This window comes from Thermobifida fusca NBRC 14071 = JCM 3263 (assembly GCF_001592045.1).
Taxonomy (GTDB): Bacteria; Actinomycetota; Actinomycetes; order Streptosporangiales; family Streptosporangiaceae; genus Thermobifida; species Thermobifida fusca.
The window spans coordinates 1-13,122 of record NZ_BCWB01000006.1; the positions used below are offsets into that span (position 1 = coordinate 1).

Annotated in this window: 10 protein-coding genes and 1 CRISPR repeat array; of the genes, 5 read left to right on the forward strand and 5 right to left on the reverse strand. The window is 68.5% G+C overall.

The window, feature by feature from the left end; genetic code table 11:
* Nucleotides 1-33 precede the first annotated feature (33 nt).
* Nucleotides 34-733: a CRISPR direct-repeat array (repeat unit 28 nt; unit sequence GTGAGCCCCACGCACGTGGGGATGGACC).
* A 191-nt stretch (nt 734-924) separates the two neighbouring features.
* From TF1_RS01075 to TF1_RS01095, 5 genes are all read right to left on the reverse strand, one after another.
* Nucleotides 925-1,698 (reverse strand): pyrimidine reductase family protein, encoded by a 774-nt coding sequence (locus TF1_RS01075; RefSeq protein ID WP_061783536.1) that lies wholly within the window; start codon nt 1,696-1,698, stop codon nt 925-927.
* A 27-nt stretch (nt 1,699-1,725) separates the two neighbouring features.
* Nucleotides 1,726-2,367, reverse strand: a complete 642-nt coding sequence (locus tag TF1_RS01080) for a class III extradiol ring-cleavage dioxygenase family protein (RefSeq protein WP_011291756.1) — start codon at nt 2,365-2,367, stop codon at nt 1,726-1,728.
* 13 nt (nt 2,368-2,380) lie between these two features.
* Entirely contained in the window at nt 2,381-3,241 is an 861-nt protein-coding gene (gene folP, locus TF1_RS01085; protein ID WP_011291755.1) for a dihydropteroate synthase, read from the reverse strand.
* Between the two features lie 327 nt (nt 3,242-3,568).
* Nucleotides 3,569-4,396, reverse strand: a complete 828-nt coding sequence (locus TF1_RS01090; protein ID WP_011291754.1) for an HpcH/HpaI aldolase/citrate lyase family protein — start codon at nt 4,394-4,396, stop codon at nt 3,569-3,571.
* Nucleotides 4,393-4,905, reverse strand: a complete 513-nt coding sequence (locus TF1_RS01095) for a MaoC family dehydratase (RefSeq protein WP_061783537.1) — start codon at nt 4,903-4,905, stop codon at nt 4,393-4,395. The genes TF1_RS01090 and TF1_RS01095 overlap by 4 nt, the downstream gene beginning before the upstream one ends.
* Nucleotides 4,906-5,139: 234 nt before the next feature.
* On the opposite strand from TF1_RS01095, the gene TF1_RS01100 reads away from it, so the two are divergent.
* The 5 genes from TF1_RS01100 (at nt 5,140) to TF1_RS01120 (ending at nt 13,001) form a co-directional block, all read left to right on the forward strand.
* Nucleotides 5,140-7,803: a bifunctional acetate--CoA ligase family protein/GNAT family N-acetyltransferase gene (locus tag TF1_RS01100; protein WP_061783538.1), complete on the forward strand. Its 2,664-nt coding sequence runs from the start codon at nt 5,140-5,142 to the stop codon at nt 7,801-7,803.
* A gap of 56 nt (nt 7,804-7,859) precedes the next feature.
* Nucleotides 7,860-8,501: a CBS domain-containing protein gene (locus tag TF1_RS01105; protein ID WP_011291751.1), complete on the forward strand. Its 642-nt coding sequence runs from the start codon at nt 7,860-7,862 to the stop codon at nt 8,499-8,501.
* Between the two features lie 576 nt (nt 8,502-9,077).
* A complete protein-coding gene (locus tag TF1_RS01110; RefSeq protein WP_011291750.1) occupies nt 9,078-10,091 on the forward strand; it encodes an ABC transporter substrate-binding protein in 1,014 nt (337 codons plus the stop codon).
* Between the two features lie 23 nt (nt 10,092-10,114).
* A complete protein-coding gene (locus TF1_RS01115) occupies nt 10,115-11,272 on the forward strand; it encodes an ABC transporter ATP-binding protein (RefSeq protein WP_016188586.1) in 1,158 nt (385 codons plus the stop codon).
* Nucleotides 11,265-13,001, forward strand: a complete 1,737-nt coding sequence (locus TF1_RS01120) for an ABC transporter permease (protein WP_038043629.1) — start codon at nt 11,265-11,267, stop codon at nt 12,999-13,001. The genes TF1_RS01115 and TF1_RS01120 overlap by 8 nt, the downstream gene beginning before the upstream one ends.
* The last annotated feature ends 121 nt before the right edge of the window (nt 13,002-13,122 follow it).

Below are 13,122 nucleotides of genomic sequence, written 5' to 3' on the forward strand. Positions count from 1 at the left end.
AATGGCGGCGACGCAGACTGCCAGTGCTGGTAGGTGAGCCCCACGCACGTGGGGATGGACCGCATGTCCAACGAGGCCCATACCGGAGGCGACGGTGAGCCCCACGCACGTGGGGATGGACCTCCCGGCCGGGCGCAGCCTACGCCGCCGTGGAGGTGAGCCCCACGCACGTGGGGATGGACCGCCGAGTCACAGGTGGTGGCAGCACGCCGCCACCGTGAGCCCCACGCACGTGGGGATGGACCGCCATGCAGCGTGCCGTAGGTGGTGATGACAACGTGAGCCCCACGCACGTGGGGATGGACCGCCCACAATGTCCCTGATTCGGGTTGTCATCACGTGAGCCCCACGCACGTGGGGATGGACCGGTCATCCCGATCCCGGTCGGCCTCGGCTATCGGTGAGCCCCACGCACGTGGGGATGGACCGGTCACGGTCGCCCGCGCTTCATCAGGGCAGGTGTGAGCCCCACGCACGTGGGGATGGACCGTTGGCGCGCGCGGTGACGGCGCGCTCTAGGGCGTGAGCCCCACGCACGTGGGGATGGACCTCAGATCCGACCACGCCGGCGCCATGTGCGCGAGTGAGCCCCACGCACGTGGGGATGGACCGACGACGCGGCCGTCGTCGAATACCGGCGGCTCATGCTCCCCACGCACGTGGGGATGGACCGAGGACAGCAACGTGGAGCGCGAGATCGTCTCCATGCTCCCCACGCACGTGGGGATGGACCGCGGGGCGTTTCTTTTCTCGAACGGGTCCATCCATGCTCCCCGCACACGTGGGGCTAGGCCGATTTGTTTCGTTCTGTGTGAGCGAAGGTGGGAGGTAATGCCTGGGGTTTGAAGACGGATGTTTTCTCTGCGGACGGCTTTAGCGCTGGTCGTTTCCTGGGCAGCTGGTTTTCGCGGGCGAGGCGGGCGCCTACACTCCGCGGAGCCAGCGTCCGGCGAGCGTGCCGTCCGATTCCACCAGCAGTCTGGGAACAAACGTCCGTTCGAGCGGCTTACCGGCAAGTAGTCTCAGCCGGTCGCCAGCCACGATGCGGGGTGCGAGCGTCAGGCACAGCTCGTCCACCAGGTCGGCGTCGACCAGGTCGTGCATCAGGTGCGGTCCGCCTTCGCACAAGACCCGGCGCAGGCCCTGCTGGGCGAGCGCGTCCAGTGCGGCACGGAGGTCGACGCGGTCCTCTCCGAGCACGAGGACCCGGTCGTCGCCCAGCGCCTGGCGGACCTCGTCCAGGGCAGCGGAGTCCGCGGCACGGCAGGTGAGCAGCATGACTTCGCCGGCGTCCTCCTGGTGTTCGAGGAGCGACGGCGGGAGGTTCGCAGAACGGCTGACCACCGCGATCACCGGGTGGGGGCGTTGCCCGGCGCGGCGTACGGCACGCCACCGCACCGCGGTCCGGGCCCGCTGGTACTCTTCGGTGCGCACGGTTCCTGCGCCGGCGACGATCACATCGGACAGGGCGCGGATGAGGGAGAAGAGGATCCGGTCCGCGCCGGTGTTGATCGACCCAGAGCGGCCGTCGTCCCCGGTGACCGCGCCGTCCAGGGTGGTTACGAAGTTGGCGCGCACCCACGGCCGCTCTGCCACGGTCTCCTCCGGGTACGCGTACAGGGCGGCGAGTTCCGCCTCGGTGAGGTCCTGGCCGGGCTGGGCGACGGCAGGGTCCACCTCGTTCAGCAGGATGCGCACGACGGCTTGCCTCTCTTGTTCTCGGTGTTACCAGCGCCATTCAGCGACCACGTACATCACCCCGTACGGGTCGTCGGCGTAGTGCACCTCAACGCGCGGTGGGGTGTGCTGTGCGGCGGCGGCCCCGGCAAGCACCTGCCAGGCGGCCCGGCCTTCCGCGAGGAGGTCGCGGGCCAGGTCAGCGTCGAGTGCAGCCAGTTGCTGGGCGTCACCGCTGCGGAGGGCCGTGACGAGGCCGGCGTCGAACGGGTGGGCGCGCTCGTCAAAGTGGCCGGGGGCTTTGGGGCTGCGCCGTGCGCTGCCGTCCCCTAGCACGAGCAGGGCTGTGGGTCGGGAGGAGGCTGCGAGGTCTTGGCCGCGGCGCAGGCATTCCTCGGTGGGGGTGGTGTCCGCGACCGGGTGCAGTTCTACTGGCCCGGTCCACTGGGCGTCGTCTAGGAGGCGGAGGCCTACGCGCAGGCTCCACGGCAGTCCGCCCGCCAGGTCGGGGCGGGTCGTGCCAGGGACGGCGGGTGCCCCGCCGATGAGGGCGACGTGTTCGGCGCCGTGCAGGACCCGGTCGACCGCGGTGCGGCACGCTGCGCGCAGTTCAGCGGCTGCGTCGTGCTGCCCGGTGAGTTCACGCAGAAGCAACGGAGGATGCGGACAGACCGCTGCGGCTGTGATCACCTGATCGTCTTCCCTACGCAAGTCCGCGCACAGCCCGGGAGGGGGCGCGGAGTCCTTTGATACTGCTGACCATGTCCAGCACCTGGCGGGTCTCGACCACCTGGTGGACCCGGTAGACGCGGGCACCGTGCCAGGCGCACACGGCGGTTGCTGCCAGCGTGCCTACCAGGCGCTCCTCGACGGGCAGGTCGAGGGTTTCCCCGACGAAGTCTTTGTTCGACAGGGACACCAGCACCGGCCATCCGGTCGCGGTCATCTCGTTGAGCCGGCGGGTGACTTCCAGCGAGTGGCGGGTGGTTTTCCCGAAGTCGTGGGCGGGGTCGATGAGGATGCGGGAGCGGTCGACGCCGAGTGCCACGGCGCGTTCCGCGAGTGCCACGGTGTCGCGGATCGCGGACTGGACGACGTCGTCGTAGTGGACGCGGTGCGGCCGGGTGCGGGGACGCACCCCGCCTGTGTGGGTGCAGACGAGGCCCACGTCGAATTCGGCGGCGACTTCCGCTAGGGCCGGGTCGTAGCCGCCCCACGCGTCGTTGAGCAGGTCGGCTCCGGCCTGGCAGACTTCGCGGCCTACTTCGGCGCGCCACGTGTCGACGCTGATGACGATGTCGGGGTAGGCGTCGCGGACTTTCGCTACGAATCCTGCGACTCGCCGGATCTCTTCGGCGACGGGGATCTCTTCGCCGGGTGCGGCTTTGACGCCCCCGATGTCGACGATGTCGGCTCCTTCTGCGACGACCTGGTGGACCCGGTCGAGGGCGCGTTCCTCTTCCCAGGTGGCGCCCCGGTCGTAGAAGGAGTCGGGGGTGCGGTTGACGATCGCCATGACGAGCATCTGGTCGTCGGTGAACGTGCGACTGCCCAGTCTCAGCATCGGCCCTAACCCCTCTCTCAGCGTCCGGCACTTGTGCCGACGGTTGCGCTCCTGGGACGGCTGGCGCGCGGGGTGGTCGCGGCTGCCAGGGTGCGGTGTCCTGTGGGAGCGGTGTGTGGCCGGGGGATGCGCGCCGCGTTCCAGGGTGGGGCAGCGGCATGTGTTGCTTCGCGGTTTCCGCGGTCCCACCCCACCACGCGTCGTCCTTTCAGTTGTGTCCTTCCCCCGCCGCGGGTACTAACGAGGGCTGGCCGCCATGCTACCCAGCGGGGTGTGCGGATGCCGCAGCAGCGCGGGGTTCTGGTGCGCCTGCCTGGTGTGCGGCGGCTAGGTGCGGGCGCGGCGCAGGATGGCGCGGGCCTGGCGCAGCAGCGGCTCGTCGATCATTCTGCCCTGGTAGCGGAACACTCCTGAGGGGGCTTGTTGGGCGGCTGCCACCACACCGCGTGCCCACGCCACGGAGGTCGGGTCGGGGGCGAATGCGGCGCGGACGGGGTCGACTTGGACGGGGTGGATGCACAGGCGGGCGGAGAACCCTGCTTGGGCGGCTTCGGCGGACGATTTGGTGAGTCCGGCGACGTCGTCCAGGTCGAGGTAGACGGTTTCGATGGCGGGGCGGTGTGCTGCAGCGGCGGCGAGGAGCACGTGGGAGCGGGCGTGCCGGGCCACATCGTGGTAGGTGCCGTCGGAGCGGCGGCTCGTGGTTCCGCCTAGGTCCGCGATGAGGTCTTCTGCGCCCCAGGTCAGCGCGGCGCAGGAGGGGGAGGCGGCGAGGCGTGGTGCGGCGAGGATTCCGGCGGCGGTTTCGCAGAGGGCGATGACGCGGGCGGGGGCGAGTGCCTCGAGGTCTTCGGGGCGTTCCGCTTTCGGCAGCATCACCAGGCGGGCTCCGGCGGCGCGTACTGCGGCGACGTCCGCTTCCCACCACGGGGTTCCTGGCGCGTTGACGCGTACGATCACCCGGTCCGGGTCGAGGTCGGCGAGTGCGGCGGTGACGAGGTCCCGGGCTCGGTCTTTGTGTTCGGGGGCAACGCTGTCTTCGAGGTCCAGGATGGCCGCGTCGGCGCGTGCCACGGCTTTAGCGTAGCGGTCGGGCCGGTCTGCCGGGCAGAACAGGAGTGCCGGGCCGGGCAGGTCTGCGAGGGTGTTGTTCATCGCTGCTCCTCGGGGAGGCGCAGCATGAGCGCGGTGCGTTCCACGCGGGCTACGAGGGTTCCGTCCTGGTTGTGGGCGCGGTGTTCGAAGCGGACGACGCCGTTGTTGGGCCGGGACTGGGACAGGCGTTTGTCGAGGACGCGGGTTTCGGCGTACAGGGTGTCGCCGACGAACACGGGGTGGGGGAAGGACACTTCGCCGAAGCCGAGGTTGGCGACCGTGGTGGCCTGGGTGAGCTGGTTGACGCTCAATCCGACCAGGGTGGAGAGGGTGAACAGGCTGTTGACGAGGGGTTTGCCGAACTCGGTGGCCGCGCTGAAGTGAGCGTCCAAGTGGAGGCTCTGCGGGTTCATGGTCAGGGTGCTGAACAGGACGTTGTCAGCGTCGGTGATGGTGCGTCCGGGACGGTGGACGTAGATCACCCCGGTCTGCAGTTCTTCGTAGTACAGGCCTCGTTGTTCGATGCGGGCTTCGCGGTGTGCGGTGGCGTCGCCTGGTTCCGCTGTCATCGGCTCCTCCTCATCCCGGCGGTCGCTTGTGGCTCCCTTCCCTGGGACGGCCCTACCCTATCGCCGCTGGCTTGTGGGGGAAACGGTCGCGTTGCGGGGAGTTGCGGGACCAAGGGCCCTGAGCGGGGTGCTTTGGACCGGGATTCGGGGGTAGTGCGCCGGGCAGGAGAGGGACGAGGAACGTCCCGGTACGTCCGGGGCGCACTGCGCCACTCCGTGAGGAAAGGTGACCGCATGACCATCGACGTCGGAGCCGACGCAGCCCACGCCTTGCTCACCGACGGCACGATTGTGCTGGTGCGTCCCGCCTACGCGGAAGACGAGCCGCAGGTCCGGGCGATGCACGAGGCGATGTCTCCGGAAAGCCGTCGGATGCGGTTCTTCAGCTCGGGTACTGCCACGATCAGCGAGTTGTCGCGTCGTATCTGCGCGGCCCCTAGTCGCGGCCATCAGGCGCTGCTTGCGGTTCTCGACGACGAGGTGATCGGCGCGGCCAGCTATGACACGATCGGCCGGTCGGATGTGGCTGAGGTGGCGCTTGCCGTGGCCGACCAGTTCCAGGGCAAAGGGGTCGGCACTCTGTTGTTGGAGCATTTGGCGTCCCGGGCCCGCAGGAACGGCGTCACCACTTTCTATGCGGATGTGCTGCCCGACAATCACGCGATGCTGCGGGTGTTTTCTGATATTGGTCTGCGCCCGCAGCAGCGTGTCGACCGGGGCATGGTGGAGGTGACGATTCCGCTTACCCCGGATGACCGCTACTTGGATGCGGTGGGCATGCGGGAAGCGGTTGCGGGCCAGCAGAGCCTGCAGCGGCTGCTGCGTCCCGCCTCGGTGGTGGTGATCGGCGGTACTCGGCGTCAGGTTTCGGTAGGTAACGCGATTCTCCGCAATATCCGCGCTAGCGGGTTCACGGGACGCTTGTATGCGGTGCATCCCCATGCCGCGGCTGTGGCGGACGTGTCTGCGGTTCCGTCCGTGGCTGACCTGCCGGAGGTCCCGGATCTGGCGGTGGTGTCGGTGCCGCCGGACGCGGTGCTGGATGTGGCCCGTGCTTGTGGGGAGCAGGGGGTGGGCGCGCTCGTCGTCATCACCGCGGATTTGGACACGGAGACCAGTCAGGAGCTGCTTGCCGTGTGCCGTCGGCACGGGATGCGGCTGGTGGGGCCGAACTGTTTCGGGGTGGCGTCGCTGAGCGACGGTGTCCGGTTGCAGGCGACGTTTGCTGCGGAGGCTCCGCGTCCGGGGCAGGCCGGTCTGGTCGTGCAGTCCGGGGGGATCGGTATCACGCTGCTGGAGCACTTGTCCCGGTTGGATGTCGGCATTTCCTCGTTCGTGTCTACCGGCAACAAGTTGGATGTCAGCAGTAACGACTTGCTGCAGTGGTGGGAGGACGACCCGGACACCGCGATGGCGATCATGCACGTGGAGTCGTTCGGGAATCCGCGTAAGTTCTCTCGGATTGCTCGGCGGTTGGGGCGGCGCAAACCGATCCTAACTGTGGTGGCGGGGCGTTCCACGGCTGGGCAGCGGGCCGCGGCCTCGCACACGGGGGCGTCGCTGACTCCCGCGTTGACGACGGAGTCGTTGTTCGAGCAGGCGGGGGTGGTGGCTGCGCGGAGTCTTGACGAGCTGGTGGGTACTGCCGCGTTCTTGGCCCACCAGCCGTTGCCGTCTGGGCCGCGGGTTGCGATCGTGACCAACGCGGGAGGCACGGGGGTGCTGGCGGCGGATGCGTGCGCGGATGTGGGGTTGGAGGTTCACGAGCTGAGCGAGGAGGTTCGCCTCGAGCTCGAGGAGCTGCTGCCTGCGGGGGCGGCGTGCGCGAACCCGATCGATACCACGCCTGCGGCCAGCAGTGACCAGTTGCGGGCCTGTTTGGAGCGGCTTGCTGCTGCTGCGGAGGTGGACGCGATCATCGCGATCATGGTGCGGACTGCGCTGGCTGATCCGCTGCCGGTGGTGGCGACCATGGCCGGAGGGGTTCCGGTGGCCGCGGTCGCGCCCCACCAGGCGGAAGCTGTGACGCTCTTGTCCGCGGGAGGGCACTCGGTGCCTTCGTACAACGATCCTCGGGCGGCTGCTGCTGCGCTGGGGCATGCGTGGCGGCGGGCCCGGTGGTTGGCTCGTCCGGCTGGTTCGGTGCCGTCGCTGCAGGCGGTCGCGGTGGAGCGGGCCCGGGATATCGTGCAGGAATTCCTGAAACGGCATCCGGAGGGCGGTTGGCTGCCGTTGGATCAGACGATGGAGGTGCTGGGCTGCTACGGGGTCACGGTCGCGCCGTGGCAGTGGACCCACACCCCGGAGGAGTCGGTGCGGGCCTGGCGGGAGTTGAACAGCCCGGTGGCGTTGAAAGCGGACGTGGCCGGGGTGGTGCACAAGAAGCGGGCGGGTGCGCTGCGTCTCGACTTGTCGGGTGCGGAGCAGGTGCGGAACGCGCACGCGGAACTGATCTCCCGGTTCGGGTCCCGGCTTCGTGGTGTCTTGGTGCAGGCGATGGCGCCGCGCGGGTTCGAGGTGCTGCTTGGGCTGGCTCAGCAGCCTGTGTTCGGTCCGGTTCTGGTGTGCGGGTTGGGCGGCACGTATACCGAGGCGCTGCGTACGCGGGCGGCGCGGCTGGCCCCGTTGACTGACGTGGACGCTGCGGAGTTGGTGCGGTCGGTGCCTGCGCTGCGCACGCTCGGCGAGGGCGATGAGGAGAAGGCGGTGGATCTGGATGCGCTGCGGGATATGGCGCTGCGGTTGTCCCAGTTGGCCGTGGATCTGCCGCAGGTCTCGGAGTTGGACATGAACCCGGTTTTGGCGACTCCGTCGAGTGCGATGTGTGTGGACGCCCGCATCCGGGTGACGGTTCCTCCCTCCAGCGACCCCTATCTGCGGTCGCTGCGGCCGCTGTGACCGGGGCGCAGCCTGGGGAGGGGGTGTGACGGCGGGCGGACCGTGAAGGGGTGACCATGGCCAGCACTGTCGGCGACCTGATGACCACGCATGTTGTGGCCGCGTTCGAGGAGGCGGGGTTTAAGCGGCTCGCTGTGTCGTTGCGGATGAACGGGGTGAGCGCGCTTCCGGTGCTGGACGCCGACCAGCGGGTGGTGGGGGTGGTCTCCGAGAGTGACCTGCTGGCCTGGCTTGCCGCGCCGAACTTGGATGAGGCGGTGTTCGCGGGTGACATGCCCGAGGAGCCGGTTGCGCGGGATTTGATGAGCACGCCCGCGATCACGATCACGGAGGGTGCGTCGCCGCGGGAGGCTGCCGAGCGGATGCGCCGTCACCGGATTAAACGGCTGCCGGTGGTGACTGAGGACGGGAAGCTGCTGGGTATTGTCAGCCGTTCTGACCTGCTGCGTGTCTATTTCGTCTCTGACGGTGAGCTGCGGGAGACGGTGGAGCGGGAGGTTGTGCGCGGGGAGTTCGACCTGCCGGGGGTGGCCGTGTCGGTGGAGCGCGGTGTGGTCACGTTGGACGGCACGGTGCCGGTGCGTTCGCTTATTCCGCGGCTGATCCGCGCGGTGCGTCGGGTGGAGGGTGTGGTGCGGGTGCATGACCGGCTCGCTTATGACACTGACGACTTAGTGCCGTTGCAGCGGGCACGGTGATCGTGGCGGGTCTGCCTGGGGGTGGGGGCGGGCCCGGCACGGTGTGGCAGCGTCCGGTCTGTTGTTGGGTGCCGGTGTCGCGGTTGTGAGGCGCCGGCGGCTTGGGCTGCGTCATTTCCGCTGGGTTGGGGGCCGCGGCGGGCGTTGGTGGGTGTGACGGCCCGTTGTTCCGGGGTGTTCCGCGCGGGGTGCCGGCGCTTTGCTGACGGGTGGGCTGTACCGGCGGGGCAGCGGGGTGGTCGGAGGTGTTGCCGTGCTCCGTGGCGGGGCGTGGTCGTGTCCTGAGTGTGGGCGGTTCAGCGGGGCGGGGAGCGTGGAACGTAAGAAATCCCACAAACCGCGGCCGCCCGCTCTGCTGTCTGTTGTGGTGTTGGCGCAGGTCAACTATCCCCACCCGAAGTTGTGCCGTAACAGACATCACGTACTATTCGGGCAAAGCACCACATAGTGTGACATATCCCCCAAGACCCCCCAGGGACTCTCACACCCCATTGAGACCCCGGTGACATCTCCTCAAATCATGATAACAATAATAAACCTCATAATGAGGCTGTTCATTGTGTTGTGGGAGGATCCATGAGTACGTTCCGCTGGTCGGCAATCGGCTCGGCCGCACTTGCGCTCACCCTGTTCGCCACCGCCTGCGGCGGCGGCTCCTCCGCTGACAGCGAAGGCGGAGACCTCGTGGAAGCGGCCCAGAAGGAAGGCATCGTCACCTGGTACGTCTCCATCCCTGACGAGCCGGTGCAGGCCGTCGCCAACGCCTTCGAGCAGGAGTACGGCATCGCCGTCGAAGTCGTCCGGATGGGCTCCCCCGTCGTGGCGCAGCGCTACTCCACCGAGCGCGACGCCGGACAGGCCGTGGGCGACCTGGTCACCATCCCCGAAGCCCACGTGCTGGACGAGTACATCGAGAAGGGATGGCTCCGCACCCTCCCGGCCGACCAGCTGGAGAACCTGGACGAGTGGCCGGAAGAGGCCCTGCACAAGGACACCTACTTCCTGGTCAACTCCCAGCCCATCGGCGTGGCCTACAACACCGACAAGCTGTCTGAGGCACCACAAGACTGGGAAGACCTCCTCGACCCCAAGCTGAAGGGCGAGATCGACATGGCCGACCCCATGTCGTTCCTCTCCTGGGCCGCCTTCCTGAGCATCCTCAAGGAGGAGTACGGCGAAGAGTTCCTGGAAGGCCTGGCCGACAACGACATCAAGAAGGTGGACAGCGCCATCCCCGGCACCCAGCAGGTGGCCGCGGGCGAGTCCATCGCCACCTTCCCCAGCCTCCCCTCGGTGGTGAACCCGCTGAAGGAATCCGGTGCCCCCGTGGAGCTGGTCTACCTCTCCCCCACCACGGGAGTCGAGCAGTACACCGCCGTGTCTGAAGGCTCCCCGCACCCGAATGCTGCGCTGCTGTTCGCTGACTTCCTGATGTCCGAGAAGGGCCAGATCGCCCTCAACGAAGGCTTCGGTATCTCCCCGCTGGGTGACCTGGCAGGCACCCTGCCCAAGCCTGAGGGCTACGTCGCTCCGGACCTTGCCACTGCCCGTGAGGAACAAGAACAGCTCAACGCGCTGCTCGGCTTCTGACCTCGGCCTAGGAGAACGTTCCGATGACCGTGACCACGCACGCCACCTCGGCGCAGAGCTCTGCTGAAGGGCAGCCGCGCACCGGCGTGGACATTGTCGGCCTCCGCAAGCGTTTCCGTGCCCCGGACGGAACGATCGTGGCGGCCGTGGACGATGTCACCCTGCACATGCCCAAGGGCGACTTCTGCGTCCTCCTCGGCCCCAGCGGCTGCGGGAAGACCACCCTGCTGCGCTGTCTGGCCGGGCTGGAGCACCCCGACGAGGGCAGCATCACCATCGACGGTCAGCCGGTCTTCGGTCCCGGTATCCGCACCGTCGAACCGCAGGACCGCCCGGTGGGCATGGTGTTCCAGAACTACGCGTTGTGGCCCAACATGACCGTGGCCGACAACGTGGCTTTCCCGCTCACCACCGGTCCCCGCAAAAACCGGCTCCCCAAGGAGCAGATCCGTGCCCGGGTCGACGAGGTCCTCAAAATCATGGGCCTGTCCTCGCACGGGAGCCGGGCGATCGGACAGTTGAGCGGTGGCCAGCAGCAGCGGGTCGCCCTGGCCCGCGCGATCGTCGCCGGCACCGACGTGGTGCTGTTCGACGAGCCGCTGTCCAACATCGACGCCAAGGTCCGCGAGATCCTCCGCCGCGAACTGCGGGCCATGCAGCAGGACCTCGGGTTCACCGCGGTCTATGTCACCCACGACCAGGCCGAGGCGATGGAGCTGGCCGACCAGATCACGGTCATGCGTGCCGGGAAAGTCATGCAGACCGGGTCGGCCCGCGACATCTACGAGCGGCCCCGCAACCGCTATGTGGCCGAGTTCATCGGGACCGCCAACCTGATCCCGGTGACCTCGACCGGCAGCGAAGCCCACCAGGTGGGAACCCCGATCGGTCCGATACGGATCGCGGACCCCGGACCGGACGGCCCCGCCGACACTCCCCGGTTCGTGGCGAGCCGCGCCCACCGCTGGTGGATTGACACCGCGGAGCGGTCCGGGGAGAACGTCTGGTCGGGTGAGATCACCAACGCGGTTTTCGCGGGCTCCTACACCGAGTACGTGGTGCAGCTCGGCGAGACCAGTGTCCGGGTGTGGGCAGACGACAACCCGGAGCTCGCCCCAGGTCGGAAGGTGTGGGTCGGCGTCGACCCTGCCGCATGCGTTGTGGTGCTCGATCATGACTAGTACGTTGCAACGGCCCGAAACCGTTCCCCTCGGTGCCGCGCGGCCGCAGCGGGCCACCCGCTTCTCCAGCTTCACCCTGGTGAGCTGGGTGGCCGCGGCGGTGGTGGTCGCCTTCATCGTCTACCCGGTGGGCCGCGCCTTCATCGGTGAGCTGGGCATGGAGCTGCCCGCCGTGGTCGAGGTGCTCACCAGCTCCCGCACCCTGGAGGTCTTGCGTAACGCGGTAGTGGCCGTGGCTGCGGGCGGCGCCCTGGCCTTCCTCATCGGCGCGGTGCTGGCGTGGATCAATGTCCGCACCGACGCCCGCATGGGGTGGGCTGCTGAGGCCCTGCCGCTGATGCCGCTGTTCGTGCCCGCCATCGCGGGGTCGATCGGCTGGGTTTTCCTGGCCACGCCCGAGGCTGGTTTCCTCAACTACTGGCTGCGGAAGCTGCTGGCGCTCGTCGGCGTCCACCTGCAGACCGGTCCGCTGGACATCTTCACCTGGCCCGGGCTGGTCTTCGTGTACGCGCTCTACCTGACCCCCTACGCCTACCTGGCGATCTCCAGCGGGCTGCAGTCCTTGGACCCGGCTTTGGAGGAGGCGGCCCAGGTCTCCGGGTGCGGGCCGGTGCAGACCCTCTTCCGGGTGACCCTCCCTAACCTCAAGCCCGCGCTGGGCGCAGCGGTGCTGCAGCTCATCACCATCGGTTTCGCGCTGTTCTCCGTGCCCGTGGTGATCGGTACCTCCGCGCAGATCGAGGTGCTGCCGGTGTCCATCGTGCACGCGGTGACCCGGAAGTACCCGCCGGACCTCATCACGGCGCTGAGCATGAGCCTGGTGCTCATCACCATCGTGGTTGTCGCCTGGCTCGTGGAGCGCCGGATCGTGGCCAAGGGGCGGTTCGCCCGGATCGGGGGGCGTGGAGCGCGCGCAGCCCTGGTCACCATGGGCCGGTGGAAGCTTCCGGCGCGGCTGTTCGTGCTCGGCTACCTGGGCGCCACCTCAGTGTTGCCGTTCCTGGCGCTGCTGCTCGTGTCCTTCCAGGGCTTTTGGACCCCGCAGGTCGACTTCGGCGCGTTGACCGGGGACAACTACGTCGACTTGTGGAACCGCCTGTCGGTGCGCCGGGGAATCACCAACAGCCTGCTGTTGGCGTTGATGACCGCGACCATCACCACGCTGCTGTCGGCGCTGCTGGCGTACCTGTCCTACCGGCGCCGCTCCTTCCTGGGGCGTGTCGTCGACGGCGTGATCAAGGTTCCGGCGGCGATCTCGCACATCGTGGTGGGTATCGCCTTCCTGGTGGCCTTCGCTGGTCCCCCCTTCCGTTGGAACGGCACTCTGCTGCTCCTGGTCACCACCTATGTGGTGATCTTCCTGCCGCAGGCGTCGTTCTACGCCAACTCCGCGATCCAGCAGATCGGTCCGGAGATGCGCGAGGCCGCGGAAGTGTCCGGTGCCCGCGACTGGCGGGTTTTCCTCCGGGTGATCCTGCCGCTGATGGCGCCCAGCCTGGTGGCGGGGTGGTCGCTGCTGTTCATCCTGTCGGCGGGTGAGATCAACGCCTCGGCGATGCTGGCCGGTCCGGGGTCTCCGGTGGTGGGCCAGGCCATTTTGGACCTGTGGACCTCCGGAACGTTCCCGCTGCTGGCAGCGCTGTCGGTGGTGATCACCGCGGTGTCCACGACCGTGGTGCTGACGGTGCTGGCCCTGGGCGGCCGCCCCAACAGCGGCAACGCGCCCTAGCCGGGTGCCGGTCGGTGTGGCGGCCCTCCCGTGACGCTGCGGGAGGGCCGTTTTCGTGTCCCCCGGGCCGGGGCGTGCCCCGGCCGCGGAGCTGCGGGCGGGGACGCTGCGGTCCCTGCCC

Bases quoted from the DNA above. Each gene is read 5' to 3' on its own strand.
- folP (WP_011291755.1), bottom strand. From the start codon at position 3,241: ATGCTGAGACTGGGCAGTCGCACGTTCACCGACGACCAGATGCTCGTC.
- TF1_RS01090 (WP_011291754.1), bottom strand. From the start codon at position 4,396: ATGAACAACACCCTCGCAGACCTGCCCGGCCCGGCACTCCTGTTCTGC.
- TF1_RS01095 (WP_061783537.1), bottom strand. From the start codon at position 4,905: ATGACAGCGGAACCAGGCGACGCCACCGCACACCGCGAAGCCCGCATC.
- TF1_RS01100 (WP_061783538.1), top strand. From the start codon at position 5,140: ATGACCATCGACGTCGGAGCCGACGCAGCCCACGCCTTGCTCACCGAC.
- TF1_RS01105 (WP_011291751.1), top strand. From the start codon at position 7,860: ATGGCCAGCACTGTCGGCGACCTGATGACCACGCATGTTGTGGCCGCG.
- TF1_RS01110 (WP_011291750.1), top strand. From the start codon at position 9,078: ATGAGTACGTTCCGCTGGTCGGCAATCGGCTCGGCCGCACTTGCGCTC.
- TF1_RS01115 (WP_016188586.1), top strand. From the start codon at position 10,115: ATGACCGTGACCACGCACGCCACCTCGGCGCAGAGCTCTGCTGAAGGG.
- TF1_RS01120 (WP_038043629.1), top strand. From the start codon at position 11,265: ATGACTAGTACGTTGCAACGGCCCGAAACCGTTCCCCTCGGTGCCGCG.